An 18,378-nucleotide genomic window follows, 5' to 3' on the forward strand; every position below is an offset into this window, starting at 1 on the left:
CGCGCCTCACAGGGCTTTATAGCGAAATCGAACCCGCTCGCCAAGGATTTTATTAAGCGCCTTGCTCCGGCGGCGGTTTTCGGCCTTTCGCTCTCCGCCGCGCGCGGCCGGCGAACTGGTTGAGACCTTCCACCAGGACCGAGAAACCGATGGCCGCATAAATGAAACCTTTCGGCACGTCATAGCCGCAGGCGTCGGTGAGCAGGCTCATGCCGATCAGCAGCAGAAAACTCAGCGCCAGCATCTTCACCGTGGGATTTTCGCTGATGAACCGGCTCAGCGGCGCCGCCGCCACCATCATCAGCAGGATGGCGATGATCACCGCCGCCACCATGATTTCAAGATGGTCGGCCATGCCGATCGCCGTCAGCACGCTGTCGAACGAGAAAATGATGTCGAGCAGCGCGATCTGCACGATGGCCCTGATGCAACTCCGCGCCGGACGCCCCCCGCCTTCGGCCTGCTCGTCAAGCGCGATCTCCTCGTGAATCTCCTGCGTGCCCTTGTAGAGCAGGAACAGGCCGCCGAGCGCCAGCACGATGTCGCGGCCGCTGAACGCATGGTCGAACACCGTGAACAGGGGCTGCCTGAAATGCGCCAGCATGCACATGCTGGAGAGCAGGCCCAGCCGGAAGACGATGGCGAGCGCCAGTCCGAACCGCGCGGCCAGCGCCCGCTTTTCCGGCGGCAACCCCTGGGTGGCCAGGGCGACGAAGACGAGATTGTCGATGCCGAGCACGATTTCCATGGCGGAAAGGCTCAGCAAGCTGATCCAGCCGCCAATCGTGGTGAAGGGTTCAAGATATTCCACGTCATGCCCTTGGATGAGAAAGCCGCTCTCTAACGCAAAAACGCGCGGCGGGACAGATCACCCCCCGACCGGCAGCCTCAGCGTGAACACCGCGCCGCCCCCCGGCCGGTTGGCGGCGGAAATGGCTCCGCCATGCTCGCGGGCGATGGAATAGGAAATCCACAGCCCCAGCCCCGTCCCCTCGCCCACCGTCTTGGTGGTGAAGAACGGCTCGAACATTTTGTCGAAGGCGCTCTCGGCAATGCCGCCGCCATTGTCCTCGACGACAATCTCCACCTCGCCATTGACGGCCCGCGCCCGCACGCTGACGCACGCATCCGTCTGGCCGCGCACCGCATCCAGCGCATTGTCGATCAGGTTGACGACGATCTGGTGAATCTGCCCCTCATTGCCCCACAGCGCCAACCCGTCCTCGACATCAATGGCGATGCGCGCCTGATGCTTTTTCGACCGCGCCGCCCATTGCGCCGCCACCGCCACGATGCGCGCGACGTCGATTCTTTGCGCCTCGTGGACGCGGTTGAACGAGAGCCGGCGCAGGTTTTTCACGATCTCGCTGATGCGCTGCGCGCCTTCGAGCGTGCCATCGATCAGCGGCGCGAGGTCGTCGAGAATGGGGTCGATGCGATATTTTGCCCGCAGCGCCGCCGCGTCCACGTCCTCAAGTTTTTGCGCCTCGGCGAAATAATTCGACAGATTCTTCCTGTACCGCTCGAGCACATGCACATTGCCATAGACAAAACTGATGGGGTTGTTGAGCTCGTGAGCGACGCCGGCCACGAGGCGGCCGAGGCTCGCCATCTTCTCCTGTTCGATCAGCTTTTTTTGCGCCTGCTGCAGGTCGAGATGCGCCGTGCGCAGCGCCTGATAGGCGCGACGCAATTCACCGATCGGGCGCCCCGTCAGCACGGCGCCGACACAGCGGCCGGACTGGTCGAACCGATTGGAAAAGTTGATCGCCATCACATCCGACGGCCCGCCCGCCGTGGCGAAGCGCAATTCGCAATCGCCCGCGCGCCCGCCGCCGCACAAAAAACCGCGCGCCGCCGCCCGGTCCGCCTCGACCAGCACATCGAGCAGCGGCGAGCCGATCAGACCCGCCTCTGCGCGGCCGAGCAGTCGCACGAAAGCCGGATTGGCCTGGATAATTTTTCCCTCGGCGTCGCAAACCGCGAGAATGTCCGAAACCGACGCGATCACGCTGGAAATGAAACGCTGCGCTTCCTCCAGCTCCGCGTTCTTGGCTTCGAGATCGGATTCATAGCGCAGCAGATCGGAATAGACCTCGTCCACGCGCTTGACGACTTCCTGCCAGACGGACTCCTGCCCATCCGACAATTCGCCGTCATCGCCCGCGCCCGCCAGCGCGAGAATGTTTTCCGGGCGCGGCGGACGATGGGTCATTGCTCATAGCCCCCGCCGACATCCCGGCGCAGGTCGTAGCGGTCGATTTTCGCCCGCAAGCCAACGCGCGACAGACCGAGTTTTTCGGCGGCATGGCTGATATTGCCCGCGCAATCCAGCAGCGTCTTCGCGATGGCCACGCGCTCCAGCGCCTCGACCTGGTCCTTCAGCGTGGACGGACCGTTGAAATTTTTCGCCGCGCCGCGCTCGGCCCCAACGCGCGCGGACAGCAGATGCGCGCCGAGCGGCTCCTCGGCCTCGGCCATCACCACCATGCGCTGGATTTCGTTATGCAACTCGCGCACATTGCCGGGCCAGACATAGGCGCACAGCCGCCGCATGGTTTCCGGCGCGAAGCCGGGAATCTTGCGCCGGAAGGAGCGGTTGACCTCGGCCAGAATGCTTTCCGCGATGCGCGGAATGTCGCCGCGCCGCTCGCTGAGCGCAGGCAGGTGGATGGGGAAGGCGTTGAGGCGATAGAACAGGTCGCGCCGGAAACGCCCCTGTTCGACTTCGTTTTCGAGATCGCGATTGGTCGCGGAAATCACGCGCACGTCGATCTTTCGCGAGCGCGCGGCGCCGAGCGGGCGGATTTCACGCTCCTGCAACACGCGTAAAAGCTTGACCTGAAACGCCGGCGACGTCTCGCCGATTTCGTCGAGGAAAATCGTGCCGCCGTCGGCGAGTTCGAACAGGCCGATGCGGTCCTGATAGGCGCCGGTATAGGCTCCCTTCTTGCAGCCGAACAATTCGCTTTCCAGCAATTCATCCGGCAGCGCGCCGCAATTTTCGATGACGAACGGCTTGTCGCCGCGCGCCGAACCGAAATGAATCGCGCGGGCCAAAAGTTCCTTGCCGGCGCCGGACGCGCCGGTGACCAGAACGGAAATATCGTAGCCCGTCGCCTTGCGCGCCAGCGCGAGCGTATCGACCATCGGCCCGTTGGGATCGTGGACGATGCGGTCGAATTCGAACATTTTCTTCTGTTCGCGGCGTCGCTCGGCGAGCACGCGATTGAGGGTTCCATGCGACGGTTTGGACTCCGCGCCAACGCCCCCCGGCTCCTTCTGCAAATGATAAAGCCTGACAGCGTCGCGCACGGTTTCCAGCAGCTTTTCCGGCCGCCAGGGCTTTGTGATGTACTGGTAGATTCCGGCCTCGTTGACGCCGGCGATGATGTCCTCCGATTCCGAAAAACCGGAGATGATCATGCGCACCGGATCGGGCCAGGTCTCGCGCACATGGCGCAGGAAATCGACGCCTGATACGCCGGGCATGCGCTGGTCGCACAGAATGGCCTGCACCAGATCGCCCGCGAGAATGGCTTCCGCCTCCTGCGCGTTGCTGGCGAGCAGCACGTCGAATTCTTCGGCGAGAACGCGCTTCAGCGACTCTTGCGAACGCAATTCGTCGTCGATGATGAGAACGGCGCCGGATGTCATGTTGGCCTCAACAAATTCTTGCTCAGCAAATTCTTGGCAATTGCTCGCCGGACAGCCAGTCCACGATGCGCCCGCCGCCGAACGACGTGCGCATCTGCACGAAATGATGCGGGTCGTCCACGCAGGCCCCGATGATCGCGGCGTCCTTGCCGAGCGGATGTTCGCGCATCACGCGCAACAATTTTTCCGCGGCTTCCGGCGCGACGAAAGCGATCAGCTTGCCCTCATTGGCGACATTGAGCGGATCGAGTCCGAGCAACTCGCAGGCCGCCGCCACTTCCGGCTTGACCGGCAGCGCGTCTTCCTCGATGCGCACGCCGATGTTCGACTGGCGTGCGATCTCGTTGAGGGTGGCGGCGAGCCCGCCGCGCGTGGGGTCGCGCAACAGCCGCAGGCTTTCTCCGCAGGCCGCGACCATGTCAGCGACCAAACCGTTCAGCGCCGCCGAATCCGACAAGATCTGCGTCTCGAATTGCAGGTTTTCACGGCTCGACATGATGGCCACGCCATGATCGCCAATCGTGCCGGACACGAGGATCACGTCGCCCGGCCGCGCCTTGTCGCCGGACAGGTCGAGACCATCGGGAACGACGCCGATTCCGGCGGTGGAGATGAACACGCCATCGGCCTTGCCGCGCTCGACCACCTTGGTGTCGCCGGTGACGATTTTCACGCCGGCCTCGCGCGCCGCCGCGCCCATGCTCTCGGCAATACGTGCGAGGTCGGCGAGCGGAAACCCTTCTTCGAGAATGAAGCTCGCCGACAGATGCAACGGCCGCGCGCCGGCCATGGCGAGATCGTTGACCGTGCCATGCACGGCGAGCGAGCCGATATTGCCGCCGGGGAAAAACAGCGGCGACACCACATAGCCGTCGGTGGTCATGGCGAGTCTTCCGGGCGGGACGGAAAACACAGCCTGATCGTTGCCTTGGGCAAGTAAATCGTTGGCGAAATTTTCCGCAAAAATCTCGCCGATCAACTGCGCCATGGCGCGACCGCCGGCGCCATGCGAGAGATCGACTTTTCCCGTTTTCAGATCGAGTTTTCGAGCACGAAGGCGCGGGGCGCTCATGACGCTCTCCTGTTTTCGGAATCGCGGAAACGGCCGTAGGTCCAATGCGCCGCGCAGGAGCCTTCCGACGACACCATGCACGAGCCCATCGGGGTTTCCGGCGTACAGACGGTTCCAAACAATTTGCAGTCGGTCGGGCGCTTCTCGCCGCGCAAAATGGCGCCGCATTCACAGGCCGGATTGTCCTGCGCCGCGACGGTGTGAACGTCGAAGATTTTTTCGGCGTCGAACTCCGCATAAGCGTCGCGGAGTCTTAACGCGCTGTCGGCGACGGCGCCGAGGCCGCGCCACTCAAAGGTGTCGCGCAATTCAAACACCTGCGCGACGGTCTCCTGCGCCTTGAGATTGCCGTCCTGCGTGACCGCGCGGATGTATTCGTTCTCGACCATGGCGCGGCCGTCGTTGACCTGCCTCACCAGCATGAGAATGGCCTGCATCACATCGAGCGGCTCGAAACCGGCGATCACCACGGGCTTGGCGTAGGTTTCCGCGAAATGTTCGTAAGGCCGCGTGCCGATCACGGTGGAGACATGCGCCGGCCCGACAAAACCGTCGAGCGGCACTTTGCTGGCGCCTTCGGGCGCGCCGACAATGGCCTGGATCGCGGCCGGCGTCAGCACGTGGTTGCAGAACACCGAGAAATTCTTCAGCCCCAGCTTTTTCGCCTGCAAGATCGCCAGCGCGCTGGGCGGCGTGGTGGTCTCGAAGCCGATGCCGAAGAAAACAACTTGGCGCGCGGGTTTTTCCTGCGCGATGCGCAGCGCGTCCAGCGTCGAATAGACCATGCGTATGTCCGCGCCATCGGCCTTGGCTTTCGTCAGGCTCATGCCGTCCGAACCGGGCACGCGCATCAGGTCGGCATAGGTGCAGAGCGTGACCTCTGGGCGCCGCGCCAGCTTGATTGCGTCGTTCAGGCGTCCGACCGGCAGCACGCAGACGGGACAGCCGGGACCATGGATCATGCGCAGATTTTCCGGCAGCAAATCCTCCAGCCCATAGCGCGCGATGGCGTGGGTGTGGCCGCCGCAGAATTCCATGAAACGATAGGGGCGATCCGGCCGGACTTCCCTGGCGATGGTGGCGGCGATCCCGCGCGCCAGCTTGCCGTCGCGATATTCATCGACATATTTCATGACGCGACCACGCCGGCTTCGGCCAGGAGTTCGAGCGTCTTTTGCGCCTCTTCCGGATCGAGCTTGTTGAGCGCATAGCCAACATGCAGGATGACGTAATCGCCCACCGACACGTCCTCGACCAAAGCGAGCGAGATCACTTTCCCCACGCCGTCGAGACTGACTTTCGCCATGTCGCCGTCCAGCAGTTCCGTCACCTGGACGGGGATTGCGAGACACATGTTTTCACTCCCTATGTTGGCCGCGCCGCCGAGGCTCGGCGCAGCAGCAACCCATCAACCGCTCTCCCTCATGGTGAGGAGCGCCGCAAGGCGCGTCCCAAACCATGGGCGGACGCTCAAACCTTCATCAGAACCGCCCGCGCCAGCGCCGCCTGTCCGAGCGACAGGCCGCCGTCGTTGGGCGGCAGTTTGCGCGCCAGCAACGGCGCGCGATTTTCTTCGCGCAGGCGCGCGGCCAGACCTTCCGAGAGAATGCGGTTCATCATGCAGCCGCCGCCAAGCGCGATCTTTTCGCCGGATTGCGTGAGGGCGCACAGCGCCTCGGAAAAACCCGCGATCACTGTTCCATGCAACAGTTCCGCGCCCGCGCGCGCATCGGGCCGCGCGTCGATGAAATGCGCCAGCAACGGCGTGAAATCGAGTTTCCCGTCGCGCCAAACGAAGCCGCCAGCAAGCACCCTGGGTTCGCGCGCCAAAGCTTCGAGACGCATGGCCGCCTGGCCTTCGAACTCCTGTCGTTCAGGATAACCGAGCAGAGCGGCGGCGGCGTCGAACAGGCGCCCGAGGCTGCTGGTTTGCGGATGTTTCGCGCCGAGCATTTTCGCCGCCTGCGCGGCTTGCGGAACGGCGCTGAAAAAAGCCGACGCCTCGTCGAGACGGCCGAGCGCTGCAAAGGCCGCGACGCCCATGCGAAACGGTTCGCGCGCGGCGCGGTCGCCGCCCCAGAGCGGCAGCGCGCTGAGCGATCCTTCGCGGGTAAACCCGCCGTGGCCGTCGAGCCGCAAGACCTCGCCGCCCCAGACGGCGCCGTCCGCGCCAAGCCCGGTTCCATCGAGCGCGGCGCCAAGGATTTGCGTCTCGCCATGCTCCGCGCCTATGGCGGCGATATGCGCCGCGTGATGCTGGAAGCGCAGCACGGGCGCGCCAAAGTCTTCGGCGAAGCGGGTCGAGAGATAGTCGGGATGCAGATCGCAGGCGACCGCCTCCGGCGCGATGTCGAGCAGGCGCAAAAGGTGCGTCGCGCTCTCCTCGTAGAAGCGAAAGGTTTCGGCGTCGGAGAGATCGCCGATGTGCTGGCAGACAAACGCTTCTCGCCCACGGGTGAGCGTGAGGGTCGCTTTCAAATGACCGCCGCAGGCCAGCACGCTCGGCCCGTCTTCTCCGAGGTCGATGGGCTCGGGAACAAAGCCGCGCGCGCGGCGCAGAAAGGCGGGGGCGCCATCCACGATGTGCATCACGCTGTCGTCGGCGCGCACGACGATGTCGCGGTCGTGGGTGACGATCAGGTCCGCGATTTTTTCGAGCTTGCGTTGCGCTTCGTCATTGTCGGTGATGAGCGGTTCTCCGCCGGGATTGGCGGAGGTCGCGACGACAGCGAAAGCGCAAGGCGCGTTGCGCTGCGCGCCCGCCGCACGGAACAGCAGATGATGGACCGGCGCATAGGCCAGCATCACGCCAAGACGCGTCATGTCGGGCGCGACCGTGTCAGGCAGGTTGCGAGATGAATCGATCAGAACGATGGGATGCGCGGGCGCGCGCAGCAGCGCCAGTTCGGCGGGCGTTGGCCGACCGAACAAGGCGACCGACGCTGCATTGGCCAGCATGAGCGCGAAAGGTTTTGCCTCCCGGTCCTTGCGGCGGCGCAGTTCCAAAACCGTGTCCGCGTTGCGCGCGTCGCAGAGCAGATGGAAGCCGCCGATCCCTTTTAGCGCGACGATCTTTCCGGCGCGCAGCGCGGCGACGATGTCTTGCGGCTGATGCGACAGGCGCGGCCCGCATTTTTCGCAGGCGATGGGTTCGGCGTGGAAGCGACGATTTGTTGGGTCCGCGTAGTCGTTTGCGCAATCCTCACACATGGGAAAGCGCGCCATCGCCGTTTGCGCGCGATCATAGGGCAGCGCGCGGGTCAGGGTGTAGCGCGGGCCGCAATGCGTGCAGTTCACGAACGGATAAAGATGGAAGCGGCTCGACGGATCGAACAGATCGTCGAGGCATTTTTCGCAGGTCGCGGCGTCGGCGGGGATGCGAGTTTGCGCCCTGCCTTGCCGCGTGGTCTCGATGACAAAGCCTGTGTCGCCGCGCGGAAAAATTTCCTCGCATTCGCAAGAATCGAGACGCGCCAGCGGCGGCAGTTCGGCGTGAAGGGCGGCGACAAAGTCTTGCGTAAAACCTTCGACTTCGATCAGCACGCCTTCGGAATCATTGCGCACGAAGCCGGACAGGGAAAAACGCGCCGCCAGTCCATGCACGAAGGGCCGCATGCCCACGCCCTGCACCGCGCCACGCAAGCGCAAATGCAGGCGCGTCGGCTGCTGTTCGCGCTGGCGGGCGGGTTGCGTCATTCCTTCCTCGCCAGAGCGGCGCGTGCGGAAATCCAGGCGTAAAAGCTGGCGAGGCCCTCGCCGGTGCGCGCCGAGACGACCAGGATTTGCAGGCGCGGATTCACGCGCAAGGCATGAGCCAGACAGGCGCCGACGTCGAAATCGAGATGCGGCAGAAGGTCCGACTTGTTGAGGATCATGAGGTCGGCGGCTGCGAACATGTCGGGATATTTGGCCGGCTTGTCCTCGCCCTCGGTCGTGGAAAGCAGCACCACCTTGTGCGCCTCGCCGAGGTCGAAGGCGGCGGGGCAGACGAGATTGCCGACATTCTCGATGAACAGCAGCGAATTGTCGGCGATGTCGAGTTTTTCCAGCGCGTGGCCGATCATGTGGGCGTCGAGGTGGCAGCCTTTGCCGGTGTTCACTTGCAACGCCTGGACGCCGGTGGCGCGGATGCGCTCGGCGTCATTGGAGGTCTGCTGGTCGCCCTCGATCACGGCGATCGAAAACTTATCCTTGAGGTCGGTGATGGCGCGCACCAGCAGCGAGGTTTTTCCCGAGCCGGGGCTCGACACGAAATTCAGCGCCAGCACGCCCTTGCGCGCGAAGGCCGAACGGTTGGCGTCGGCGTAAGAGTTGTTCTTGCCGAGAATGTCGCGTTCGATCTGGACGATGCGCTCCTGGCTCAGGCCGGGGACATGGACGCCCGCCAGACCAGCCCCGTAATCCACCGCGCCTTCGTGCGTGTGGGCATGGGCGTGGCCGCCATGCGCGTGGACGTGGTCATCATCGTGATTGTGGTGATGATCGTGGTCGTGATGATGACCATGGCCATGATCGTGATCGTGGCCATGGTCGTGCTTTTCCTTCGGCTGTTCGCCTTCGACGCTGGCCGTTCCGCATCCGCAAACCGTGCACATCACTCGACCTCCAGTTCCTTCACGCGCATCGCGTCTCCCGACGTCATCTGCACGTGATATTGACCGCATTCGGGGCACTCGCCGAAGCGCTCGGCGAGCGCCACCGTCTTCCCGCAATCGAGGCACCAGCCGCTGCCTGGCGTCCTCACGATTTCCAGTTTCGCGCCTTCGGCCAAAGTGCCGCGCGCGACCACGTCGAAACAGAACAGCATGGCCTCCGGCTCGACGCCGGAGAGCGCGCCGATTTCCAGCCACACGGTTTTGACACGCGTAAAACCTTGCTTGCGGCCTTCCTCGACCAAAATGTCCACCACGCCTTCGGTGAGCGACATTTCATGCATGGGCCAGTTCCGTGATTTCCGCCTCAGCCTTGATGCAGGGATCGAACACGAAGGCGAGGCGCTCGACGCGGCGTTTCGCCTGCGCGCCCGCGCCGATATTGGCGCCGACAGCCAGGCGCGCGAACGGACCGTCGGGATGGAAATTCCACTCGGTCGGCGCGACGATGCGATAGTCGGAAATCCGGCGGCAGGCGTCGAGGCGGCAGGCGTGATACAGCCGTCCGCGCGCGGATTCCACGGCGGCGAAACCGAAGCCGCGCGCGACCAAATCTTTCGGCGCCGAACCGCCCTGCAAAAGGATTTCAATCGCGGCGGCGGTCTCGATCATCTCGGCCTCGCGCGCTGCGATCCGCGCCGCCAGCGCGCCCTGCGCGAGGTTGCGGCGGGCGGCGAGTCCGGTTTCGACGCGGCGACCCAGCAGGGCCGGGGCGCGGCTGAAAGTCTTGTGCGCCCAGAGCGCTTCGATCACCGCGAGGTCATCGTCCGGCGTCAGGAAATCGGCCCGGCGCGCGCGCAAATTCATGGCGGATTCGTCGGCCTGCGCCTCGGCTTTTTCGCGCGCGAAAACGCCTTGTTCGACGCCGAGACCCAGGCGGGACAATGCGGCGCGCAGCGCCTCGGCGGCGGCGGTTGAGGCTTCGTCGGGGAGGCGGCGCAGCAGCGGCAGAATTTCGCGCAGGGCGGCGATGTCCTCGGGCGCCGGCGTCGCGCCCGGCCAGTCGAGCAGGCTGGCGCGCAGCATTTCCGCGAGGCGTTCGCACAGCAGGGCAAGCGTTTCGTTGTCTTGCGGCGGCAGGCCGGTCGCGGCGCGCGTGGCGGTGGATTGCGCCATCGGGCAGAGCGAGAACAGGCGCCCCGCCAGCGCTGCCGCCTCCTCCGGCGTGCGACCGATGAAGACGGCGCTCGGATCGACGCGCGGCGAGGCGATTTCGACCTCCGCGACAATGCCGTCGCGCGTCCGCGCCAAAATCCGCAGCGCGCCGCTCATGCGCGCTTGCCCAATCGAAAGAAGGCGCGGCGGTCGAGCGCGACCTTCTCTTTCGGCTTTTCGGGCGGCGGCGGCGGCGCGGGGTCGGGCGTCTTCATCAGCGCCGCCATCGCCGCCTCGGCGGTCGCCAGCGCCGCCGCGTGGTCGACAAAATCCTGCATCGGCGAGAACAGTGAGGCGAACAGCAGGCGTTCCCCGTCGAGATCGGTGGCGAGGAAATCGACGTTGCCCGCAGGCAACGCCAGCGTGCGGGTCGCCCCCGGCTGGTCCTCGACTTTTGGCGCGCCCGCGCGCGGCGCGGCGCAGATATTCATGAACCAGGGCGTCAACACAATGCCGAGCGTAAAATCGCCGAAGGGTTGGAAACCGACGCAGGCGACCTGCAAGGAAAAATTGCAGATCGGCATGTCCTTCATGCAGCGCTCGAACAGCTCGGCAAAATGCTGTTCCAGCCGCGCCGCCAGTTCCTGCGATTCCCGGTCAACGTCAGTCATGTTTGTCGAGCCGCAGGAAGCGCGTTTGCGCGGCGTCGCAGTTCGGGCAGCGCCAGTCCTCGGGCAAAGCCGAGAACGGCGTGCCCGGCGCGATCTGCCAGACGGGATCGCCGAGCGCGGGATCGTAGACATGCCAGCACACGCCGCATTCCATTTTTGCGTCGTCGTCGCCGGTCGGCTTGCCGAAGTGCTCGAAAGCGCTCACGCGAAATAGGCCTCCTCGATCTCGCGCAGCCGTTCGGCGCTGTCGATGAAATCCTCGTCGGCCGCGCAGGCCGCCGCCGGCGGGGCGCCGATTTCCAGTGTGTCCAGCACGATTTCGTCGGAAGCGTTGAAATATTGCACCGACCACACGTGTTTTGCGCCGGTCGAATGCACGCGGCAGGCGCCATAGCCCTTGGAAATCAGCTTTACCGAGCCGGGGCCGAGATTTTGCTGCAAGAAGCTCATGTCCACCGGGTTCATCGGCAGCAGCGAGAAGGTGATGGTGTGGGTGGGGTCGCCCTCCTTCCACGCTTCCGAGCGCGCGGAAATTTCCTGCAACAGCGGCATCACGTTCATCGCGCCTTCGGGCGGGGCGCCGATTGTCAGCGGGCGGCCGTTGACGAGCGCGGCGCGGCGGGCGATTTCCGGCAAAGCGGAGACTTCGAGATAATCGGCGAACAATTGGCCGTCGGCGGCGGTGAAGCGCACGCGCCACAGGCCGGCCATATTGGCTTCCTGAATTTGCGCGACCACGCCGTCTGGCGTCGAGGCGACGCCGCCGACTTCGCCGTCGCCGATGGCTTCGGACAACAGGCGCTTTTCGTCGGCGGAAAATTCGGTGAGGTCGAACAATTGGCCGGGCGCGCCCGCCTTCTGGTTTTCCAAGGCGGCGACGATTTTCGGCAGCATGTCGCGCACGCGCGGACAGGCTTTCGCCAGCGCCTCGCCCTCGCCGGTGGCGAGCAGGGAGATGCGGCGCGCCTGCGTGTCTTCCTCCACCCCGATTGGCAGGATGGTCATGGCTTCGTCGGCGCCCTCGGGGGCGACCCAGAATCCGGCTTTCATGTCATTCTCCCTGGCGCACGAAGGCAAATTCGGTTTTCGGACCCTGCGCGGCGACGAGCACGGGCGCATCGGGGGCAAGGGCGGCGGCGATTTTTTGCTGGTAGTCCGCCCAATCCAGGATTTTCGGCAGCACGCCGACCGGCTGGCCGTCGCGCGTCACCACGAGCGAAGGGAAGACGAACACCTGAAAGCGGGTTTTGAGGGCGGCTTCGGCCTCCGGCGCCACCAGGGCGCCTCTGACATGGCCCGCGAACATTTTCAGCAGTTCGGGAAACAGCACAGCGACATCCGAGGTTTCCGGGCGCGGCGCGCCGGCGCCGGAGAAGAACAGCAGCGCGTGGCGGGCGTCGCAGGAGGCAAAGAATGTGTCGATGGAGGCTTCATCGACAGTTGCGACGCCGTGACGCGCGACGAGCGCCTTCAGCAGGGGATGATCCATCAAGCGTTTCCTCGTTTTTCCTCCCGCATATGCAAGAAGGCGGCGGGGGCGTTTTGCGCCGTCAGGCGACAGTATTGGAAACGAAGCTTACAGAAAGAGAAACATTCTTTCCAGTAGAAACCGGGGTCAGTGGTGAATTATTTTTGATCCAGATCAAGCTTGGGCGCAAAAATCTCAAGTCTAACAGCCGACATTGCGCGCGACCGCGTCAGCGCAGATGCTCCGGCAATTGCGGCTCACGGTTGATGAGGTCGGCGAAGGCGGATTCGAAATCCTCGCCGCGCATCGCCGCCTCCAGGCCGTGAAGCGCCTGGTCGATCAGCGCGGCCTCTTCCTCGTCGAGCACGCGCACGGCGCTGTCGATATGGATCAGCAATTTGGCGCCGACCGGCTGCGCGCCGACCAGCAGCACCGACACCCGGCGCAATTCGTCGCCGCGCGCGCAAAGCGCTGTGACATCGTCGCTTTCGATCACGCTCATCGGCACGCCAAGGCACATGAATTCGCTCTCCCGTCGGGACTTGAGGTTACGCCGGTTTGGCGCGGAGGAAAAAGGGCGGCGCGGCAGTGGCCCCGCGCCGCCAATTCGGCAGCCGGAGAGGGAGCGGCCGACAGTTTAGTTCGCCGCCGCCATCGGCCTTTCATAGCTGGCGTGGTCGATGTCATTGGCCAGCAGCGGTTCGACTTTTTCATTGGCGTCGCGACGCGCGCAGGGCGCGCCCCAGCCTTCGAGCACGCCAGCCGCCACCTCCGCCGCGCGGACCAATTGGTCGCGCACGGGTTGCGTCAGCGGGCCGCCCCAGTTCTCGAGATCCTCGGGCTGACAGCCGATCAGCGCCAGTTTTTCCGGATAGCCGCCCATCAGGTCGGCCGCCGACAGCACTTCCTGAAAGCCGGTCTGGTGCAGGCTCATTTTTTTCGCGCCGGTGAATTTCGGCACCTCGTCGTTTTCGACGATTTTCAGCGTTCCCGGCGTCAGACCGTAGTCGATGGCGTCGAAAACCAGCAGATAATCGGCTTCCTGCACGAATTGCACGAGATAGAGGCCCTGGGTGCCGCCATCGAGCAGGCTGACGTTTTCGGGAACGCGGTAGAGGCGGTGGAACGCCTCCAGCGCGCGCACGCCAAAGCCTTCGTCGGCCCACAGGATGTTGCCGATGCCGAGAACGAGAATTTTGGGCTGCGTCATGGTCAGACCTTGTCGTCGCGGAACTGGCGTTCGCCGGAGATCATCGACGAGATCATGCTCTGGCGCGACATGATGTCTTCGCGCACCGCCGCATAGACGTGGACGGCGGCGAACAGGCACAGCACCCACAGGCCGATGTGATGGTAGGTGTGGACGTCCTGGCTGTTGGGGAAGATCGCGAACACCCAGCCGAACGCCTTGGCCCAGAGCGAGTCGCGGCCGGCGCCTTCGGAATACATGGCGAAGCCGGTGCAGATCATGAAGACGGTTCCGAGCGTGAACACGAAGAACATCATCATATGCGCCAGCGGATTATGCCCGACATATTGCCGGGGATATTTGACCATGAAGGCGTACCATTTGGCTTCGTTGAACAGGCCGTCCCAGAAATTCTTCTTCCACACCGGCACCCAGAACAACTGTTTGGAAGCGGCGTTGCCGGCGAAGGTCCAGAGAAACCGCATCAGGAAGAACACGGCCATGGTCTGCCCGGCCGCGAAATGGGCGAAGCGGATGTAGCCCATCTGGAAATGGGCGCTGGCTTCGCCGCCAAGCGAGCCGGGCGGCGTGGCGATGAAATAGCCGGTGACGAACAGAACGGTCATGCAGGCCGCATTGACCCAATGCCAGATGCGCACCGGCGCCTGATAGACATAGACCGTGCGGCGGGCGACGACGACCTGGCCCTTCAACTCGCTGATATCCGCGATTTTCGCGTAATCCATGAAGACCTCCCGGGGAATATGACGCTTTGCCCCTTGCGCCGGGCTTGCCGGGTGGGGCGGAGTGGGGGCGATAGGCCGAGACGGACGAACCCCTCATCCGGCCCCTCCGGGGCCACCTTCTCCCGCAAGGGGAGAAGGTGGCCCCGGCTTGTGGATTAGCGGACCTGGACTTTCGCCATTTCCTGGCCGTCCTCGCTCATCACGTGTGTCGAGCAGGCCAGGCACGGATCGAACGAATGCAGCGTGCGCAAAATTTCCAGCGGCTGCGCGGGATCGACCATCGGGGTGTCCAGCAGCGAGGCCTCGAAGGCGCCGATATTGCCCTTGGGATCGCGCGGGCTGCCGTTCCATGTGGTCGGCACCACCGCCTGGTAATTGTCGATCTTGCCGTCCTTGATCTTGATCCAATGGGCGAGCGCGCCGCGCGGCGCCTCGGTGAAGCCGACGCCCTTGACTTCCGCCGGCCAGGTTTTGGGGTCCCATTTCTCGACATTGGCGGTGGAAGAATCGCCGGCTTTGATGTTGGCGATCAGCTTGTTGTAGAAATACAGCATCTTGTCGGCCGCCCAACTGCATTCGAGGCCGCGCGCCGCCGTGCGGCCCAGCGTCGAGAACAAAGCGGTGACGGGAACGTCGAGCTCCTTCAAGACCTTCTCGACCGGCTCCTTGAATTCGGGCTTGTTCTGGGCGTAGCCGATGATCCAGCGGGCCAGCGGGCCGACTTCCATCGCATGGCCCTTCCAGCGCGGCGCCTTGATCCAGCTGTACTTGCCCTCTTCGTCGAGGCTTTCAATATTGGTCCGCGTCCCCTTGGCCTTGGGGCCGAGCACGTAATTCGGCTCGGTGACGCCATCCCAGGGATGCAGGCCCTTGGTTTCGTCGGGATATTTGTACCAGCTATGCGCGACGAATTCCTGGATTTCCTCGGGGTCGCGGTGATTGACCGGGAAGATCTCCTTCAGATTGCCGTTGATGATCGCGCCCTGCGGCAGCAGCAGATTCGAGGCGCTGTAGTCGTTGGCGCGCTCGGGAATATCGCCGTAGGACAAAACCGACTTGCTCGACAGGCCCCCGCCATAGAGCCAGTCCTTGTAGAACGAGGCGATGGCCAGCAGATCGGGGATGTAAACTTGGTTGGTGAAAGTGATCGAGCGGTCGATGATTTCCTTGACGTAGTTGAGGCGCTCCATGTTGAGCGCGCCGACCCCGCCTATGCCATCGACGTTGATCGGACAGGGCACGCCGCCGACCAGCCAGTTCGGATGCGGGTTCTTGCCGCCGAAGATGGTGTGGATTTTGACGATTTCCTTCTGGAAATCGAGCGCCTCAAGGTAATGCGCCACCGCCATCAGATTGGCCTCGGGCGGCAGTCTGTAGGCGGCGGAACCCCAATAGCCGTTCTTGAACGGGCCGAGTTGGCCGCTCTCGACGAATTTTTTGAGGCGCGTCTGCAAATCCTTGAAATAGCCCGGCGAGGACAGCGGCCAGGACGAAATCGACTGCGCCAGCGTCGAGGTTTCCTTGGGATCGGCGGACAGAGCCGAGACCACATCGACCCAGTCGAGCGCATGCAGGTGATAAAAATGCACGATATGGTCGTGCACCTGCAGCGCCAACTGCATGATGTTGCGGATGGAGTTGGCGTTTTCCGGGATCTTGATGGCGAGGGCGTCTTCCACCGCGCGCACCGAGGTCAGCGCGTGCGTGCCGGTGCAGACGCCGCAGATCCGCTCGGTGAAGGCCCAGGCGTCGCGCGGATCGCGGTTTTTCAGGATGACTTCGATGCCGCGCCACATCGTGCCGGTGGAGACGGCGTTGCGGATGACATTGTTGGAATCGACGTTCACCTCGACGCGCATATGGCCTTCGATGCGGGTGACCGGATCGACGACGACGCGCTTGCCGGAATTGTCGAGTTTGAAGCCGTTCGGCGTTTCGAGACCCATGGCTGCGTTTCCTTAAGGGATTCTTGAATCGGTCTTTGACGGGGGCGAGCGCCTGAGCAGGATTTCCGAAAAGCGGCCCCCGGTTTCGGAGAAAAATCCTGCTCAAACAGAGGACTCTGAGCAAACATCCGTTGGCGAACCAACGAATGTCTGCTGAGCGATCACGTGCCTTGCGACAGGTCTTGGTCCGGCGCCTCAGGCGCCCTTCCGCCGTGCTTCACGCCCAGACGGCCGGCGGCCGTGACGGCGGTGTGGACGACAATGCCCGCGCCAACCACGGCCGCGGCGGCGACGCCGATCTTGTCGGCATTGGCCTCGATGCCGAACTGGTGGATGGTCGAGAGACGCTCGTAGAACGGCCCCTTGTCCCAGAACCCGTCTTCCGAACAGCCGATGCAGCCATGGCCCGACTGGATCGGGAACGACACGCCGTCGTTCCAGCGCACGGTGGAGCAGGCGTTGTAGGTGGTCGGGCCTTTGCAGCCCATCTTGTAGAGGCAGAAGCCTTTTCTGGCGTTTTCGTCGTCCCACTCTTCCACGAATTGTCCGGCGTCGAAATGCGGACGGCGGTAGCATTTGTCGTGGATGCGTTGCGAATAGAACATCTCCGGACGGCCCTGGCGGTCGAGCGTAGGCAATCTGCCGAAGGTGTTGATGAAGGTGATGACGCCGGTCATGACTTCAGCGATGGGCGGACAGCCCGGCACTTTAATGATCGGCTTGTCGGTGATGACCTTGTCGATCGGGGTGGCCTGGGTCGGGTTCGGCTTGGCGGCCTGCACGCAGCCCCAGGAGGCGCAGGCGCCCCAGGCGATCACGGCCATGGAATCCGCCGCCATTTCCTTGAGCCGCTCGACGAAGGGACGCCCGCCGTCGATGCAGAACATGCCGTCCTCGTTGAGCGGCGGATTGCCTTCGACCGCGAGGATATACTTGCCCTTGTACTTCTCGCGGGTCTCCTGGAGGATGGCCTCGGCCTGATGGCCGGCCGCCGCCATCAACGTGTCGTCATAGTCGAGCGAGATCATCGACAGCACGACATCCTTCACCAGCGGATGCGCCGAGCGGATGAAGCTTTCCGAACAGCAGGTGCATTCCAGCCCGTGCATCCAGATCACGGGCACGCGCGGATTGGTTTCCAGCGCGTGCGCGACCTCGGATGCGCCGGTCGCGCCCAACCCCATGCTGGCGGCGGTGAGCGAGCAAAATTTGGTGAAATTGCGCCGGGTTATCCCCTGGCGACGGATCACGTCGTAAAAAGTTTCGGTTGCCGACATCAAGCGCGCTCCTGCCCTGCTCCGTTTTTCTGGGCGCCCCATGGATGAACGGGGCGCCCTCGCGGCGGTGAAGACCGCCTGCGGTTACGCTTGGAATGGCAAGAAGGGCGCCAACTGCGACAATTTGTCCATGTCGGCTTTATTTCAATCGTTTATCCCCGAACCCTTTCGCCGCTGTGGCGGGGAAAATGGAAAGCGCGCTGGCGCCGGAAGCAAGTTTGTTGGCGCCCACGCAAAAAAATACCCCCGCCGGTTCGGGCGGAGGTGGTTTTGACCAAATGTCGCCGCCGCGTCAGTAGCGTGCGCTCACCGGGGGGTCGTAGGCCGGCGGACGGTTGACGATGACCAGCGGCGGACGATCGGGATCGTGGGCATAGACTTGCGTGTAATACAGTTCGAGGCGGAGCGCCGATTCGGACTGCCCGGCGAGGCAGGAGACGCCACAGACCGAGCCGACAGCCTCGTCCTGCACATAATAGCCGCCCGCATGGCTGGCGGGGGCGAGGCCGAACGCCGCCAGAGCGAAGACGAAAGGAACGATTTTGCGCATATTGGGCAACCCGTGAAAGAGTGGGGCGAGCGCGTCGATCTTCTGTGTCAACCCT

Annotated in this window: 20 protein-coding genes; all 20 read right to left on the bottom strand. The window is 63.9% G+C overall.

Annotated elements, in window-relative coordinates; genetic code table 11:
- Window positions 1-52: 52 nt before the first annotated feature.
- Window positions 53-811 (bottom strand): TerC family protein, encoded by a 759-nt coding sequence (locus tag CCR94_RS14100; RefSeq protein ID WP_244594076.1) that lies wholly within the window; start codon window positions 809-811, stop codon window positions 53-55.
- Between the two features lie 57 nt (window positions 812-868).
- Complete coding sequence (locus CCR94_RS14105; protein ID WP_104508481.1) at window positions 869-2,215, bottom strand: sensor histidine kinase; 1,347 nt, start codon at window positions 2,213-2,215, stop codon at window positions 869-871.
- Complete coding sequence (locus CCR94_RS14110) at window positions 2,212-3,657, bottom strand: sigma-54-dependent transcriptional regulator (RefSeq protein ID WP_104508482.1); 1,446 nt, start codon at window positions 3,655-3,657, stop codon at window positions 2,212-2,214. Before CCR94_RS14110 ends, CCR94_RS14105 begins: the two co-directional genes overlap by 4 nt.
- A 22-nt stretch (window positions 3,658-3,679) precedes the next feature.
- Complete coding sequence (gene hypE / locus CCR94_RS14115; RefSeq protein ID WP_104508483.1) at window positions 3,680-4,729, bottom strand: hydrogenase expression/formation protein HypE; 1,050 nt, start codon at window positions 4,727-4,729, stop codon at window positions 3,680-3,682.
- Window positions 4,726-5,862, bottom strand: coding sequence for a hydrogenase formation protein HypD (gene hypD / locus CCR94_RS14120; protein ID WP_104508484.1), 1,137 nt, complete (start codon window positions 5,860-5,862; stop codon window positions 4,726-4,728). Before hypD ends, hypE begins: the two co-directional genes overlap by 4 nt.
- Window positions 5,859-6,083 carry a HypC/HybG/HupF family hydrogenase formation chaperone gene (locus CCR94_RS14125; RefSeq protein ID WP_104508485.1) on the bottom strand — a complete coding sequence of 75 codons (225 nt, stop codon included), beginning with the start codon at window positions 6,081-6,083 and terminating at the stop codon, window positions 5,859-5,861. The genes hypD and CCR94_RS14125 overlap by 4 nt, the downstream gene beginning before the upstream one ends.
- Window positions 6,084-6,199: 116 nt before the next feature.
- Window positions 6,200-8,425: a carbamoyltransferase HypF gene (gene hypF, locus CCR94_RS14130; protein WP_104508486.1), complete on the bottom strand. Its 2,226-nt coding sequence runs from the start codon at window positions 8,423-8,425 to the stop codon at window positions 6,200-6,202.
- Window positions 8,422-9,324 carry a hydrogenase nickel incorporation protein HypB gene (gene hypB, locus CCR94_RS14135; protein WP_104508487.1) on the bottom strand — a complete coding sequence of 301 codons (903 nt, stop codon included), beginning with the start codon at window positions 9,322-9,324 and terminating at the stop codon, window positions 8,422-8,424. Before hypB ends, hypF begins: the two co-directional genes overlap by 4 nt.
- Window positions 9,324-9,665, bottom strand: a complete 342-nt coding sequence (gene hypA / locus CCR94_RS14140) for a hydrogenase maturation nickel metallochaperone HypA (RefSeq protein ID WP_104508488.1) — start codon at window positions 9,663-9,665, stop codon at window positions 9,324-9,326. Before hypA ends, hypB begins: the two co-directional genes overlap by 1 nt.
- On the bottom strand, window positions 9,658-10,653 hold the full coding sequence (locus tag CCR94_RS14145; protein ID WP_104508489.1) for a nickel-dependent hydrogenase large subunit: 996 nt from the start codon (window positions 10,651-10,653) through the stop codon (window positions 9,658-9,660). The genes hypA and CCR94_RS14145 overlap by 8 nt, the downstream gene beginning before the upstream one ends.
- A complete protein-coding gene (hybE, locus tag CCR94_RS14150; RefSeq protein WP_104508490.1) occupies window positions 10,650-11,147 on the bottom strand; it encodes a [NiFe]-hydrogenase assembly chaperone HybE in 498 nt (165 codons plus the stop codon). Before hybE ends, CCR94_RS14145 begins: the two co-directional genes overlap by 4 nt.
- Window positions 11,140-11,352, bottom strand: coding sequence for a rubredoxin (locus CCR94_RS14155; protein ID WP_104508491.1), 213 nt, complete (start codon window positions 11,350-11,352; stop codon window positions 11,140-11,142). Before CCR94_RS14155 ends, hybE begins: the two co-directional genes overlap by 8 nt.
- The gene (locus tag CCR94_RS14160) at window positions 11,349-12,197 is read right to left on the bottom strand and encodes a hydrogenase expression/formation protein (RefSeq protein ID WP_104508492.1); all 849 of its coding nucleotides are present in this window, start codon (window positions 12,195-12,197) and stop codon (window positions 11,349-11,351) included. Before CCR94_RS14160 ends, CCR94_RS14155 begins: the two co-directional genes overlap by 4 nt.
- A 1-nt stretch (window position 12,198) precedes the next feature.
- Window positions 12,199-12,636 carry a thioredoxin domain-containing protein gene (locus CCR94_RS14165; RefSeq protein ID WP_104508493.1) on the bottom strand — a complete coding sequence of 146 codons (438 nt, stop codon included), beginning with the start codon at window positions 12,634-12,636 and terminating at the stop codon, window positions 12,199-12,201.
- Window positions 12,637-12,844: 208 nt separating this feature from the next.
- Window positions 12,845-13,135: a HypC/HybG/HupF family hydrogenase formation chaperone gene (locus CCR94_RS14170; protein ID WP_104508494.1), complete on the bottom strand. Its 291-nt coding sequence runs from the start codon at window positions 13,133-13,135 to the stop codon at window positions 12,845-12,847.
- Between the two features lie 117 nt (window positions 13,136-13,252).
- A complete protein-coding gene (locus CCR94_RS14175) occupies window positions 13,253-13,825 on the bottom strand; it encodes a HyaD/HybD family hydrogenase maturation endopeptidase (protein ID WP_104508495.1) in 573 nt (190 codons plus the stop codon).
- A gap of 2 nt (window positions 13,826-13,827) precedes the next feature.
- Complete coding sequence (cybH, locus tag CCR94_RS14180; RefSeq protein WP_104508496.1) at window positions 13,828-14,550, bottom strand: Ni/Fe-hydrogenase, b-type cytochrome subunit; 723 nt, start codon at window positions 14,548-14,550, stop codon at window positions 13,828-13,830.
- Window positions 14,551-14,705: 155 nt separating this feature from the next.
- A complete protein-coding gene (locus CCR94_RS14185; RefSeq protein ID WP_104508497.1) occupies window positions 14,706-16,496 on the bottom strand; it encodes a nickel-dependent hydrogenase large subunit in 1,791 nt (596 codons plus the stop codon).
- 161 nt (window positions 16,497-16,657) lie between these two features.
- Entirely contained in the window at window positions 16,658-17,776 is a 1,119-nt protein-coding gene (locus CCR94_RS14190; protein WP_104508498.1) for a hydrogenase small subunit, read from the bottom strand.
- A 289-nt stretch (window positions 17,777-18,065) separates the two neighbouring features.
- A complete protein-coding gene (locus CCR94_RS14200) occupies window positions 18,066-18,323 on the bottom strand; it encodes a hypothetical protein (RefSeq protein ID WP_146090004.1) in 258 nt (85 codons plus the stop codon).
- Window positions 18,324-18,378 lie beyond the last annotated feature (55 nt).

The sequence above is a fragment of the Rhodoblastus sphagnicola genome, from assembly GCF_002937075.1.
GTDB classification, from domain to species: Bacteria; Pseudomonadota; Alphaproteobacteria; order Rhizobiales; family Beijerinckiaceae; genus Rhodoblastus; species Rhodoblastus sphagnicola.

Excerpts from the sequence above, each read along its gene's own strand:
- CCR94_RS14110 (WP_104508482.1), bottom strand. The coding sequence starts at position 3,657 with ATGACATCCGGCGCCGTTCTCATCATCGACGACGAATTGCGTTCGCAA.
- CCR94_RS14170 (WP_104508494.1), bottom strand. The coding sequence starts at position 13,135 with ATGTGCCTTGGCGTGCCGATGAGCGTGATCGAAAGCGACGATGTCACA.
- hypB (WP_104508487.1), bottom strand. The coding sequence starts at position 9,324 with ATGTGCACGGTTTGCGGATGCGGAACGGCCAGCGTCGAAGGCGAACAG.
- cybH (WP_104508496.1), bottom strand. The coding sequence starts at position 14,550 with ATGGATTACGCGAAAATCGCGGATATCAGCGAGTTGAAGGGCCAGGTC.
- hypD (WP_104508484.1), bottom strand. The coding sequence starts at position 5,862 with ATGAAATATGTCGATGAATATCGCGACGGCAAGCTGGCGCGCGGGATC.
- CCR94_RS14200 (WP_146090004.1), bottom strand. The coding sequence starts at position 18,323 with ATGCGCAAAATCGTTCCTTTCGTCTTCGCTCTGGCGGCGTTCGGCCTC.
- CCR94_RS14125 (WP_104508485.1), bottom strand. The coding sequence starts at position 6,083 with ATGTGTCTCGCAATCCCCGTCCAGGTGACGGAACTGCTGGACGGCGAC.
- CCR94_RS14175 (WP_104508495.1), bottom strand. The coding sequence starts at position 13,825 with ATGACGCAGCCCAAAATTCTCGTTCTCGGCATCGGCAACATCCTGTGG.
- hypE (WP_104508483.1), bottom strand. The coding sequence starts at position 4,729 with ATGAGCGCCCCGCGCCTTCGTGCTCGAAAACTCGATCTGAAAACGGGA.
- CCR94_RS14105 (WP_104508481.1), bottom strand. The coding sequence starts at position 2,215 with ATGACCCATCGTCCGCCGCGCCCGGAAAACATTCTCGCGCTGGCGGGC.
- hypF (WP_104508486.1), bottom strand. The coding sequence starts at position 8,425 with ATGACGCAACCCGCCCGCCAGCGCGAACAGCAGCCGACGCGCCTGCAT.
- hypA (WP_104508488.1), bottom strand. The coding sequence starts at position 9,665 with ATGCATGAAATGTCGCTCACCGAAGGCGTGGTGGACATTTTGGTCGAG.
- CCR94_RS14145 (WP_104508489.1), bottom strand. The coding sequence starts at position 10,653 with ATGAGCGGCGCGCTGCGGATTTTGGCGCGGACGCGCGACGGCATTGTC.
- CCR94_RS14160 (WP_104508492.1), bottom strand. The coding sequence starts at position 12,197 with ATGAAAGCCGGATTCTGGGTCGCCCCCGAGGGCGCCGACGAAGCCATG.
- CCR94_RS14165 (WP_104508493.1), bottom strand. The coding sequence starts at position 12,636 with ATGGATCATCCCCTGCTGAAGGCGCTCGTCGCGCGTCACGGCGTCGCA.
- CCR94_RS14185 (WP_104508497.1), bottom strand. The coding sequence starts at position 16,496 with ATGGGTCTCGAAACGCCGAACGGCTTCAAACTCGACAATTCCGGCAAG.
- hybE (WP_104508490.1), bottom strand. The coding sequence starts at position 11,147 with ATGACTGACGTTGACCGGGAATCGCAGGAACTGGCGGCGCGGCTGGAA.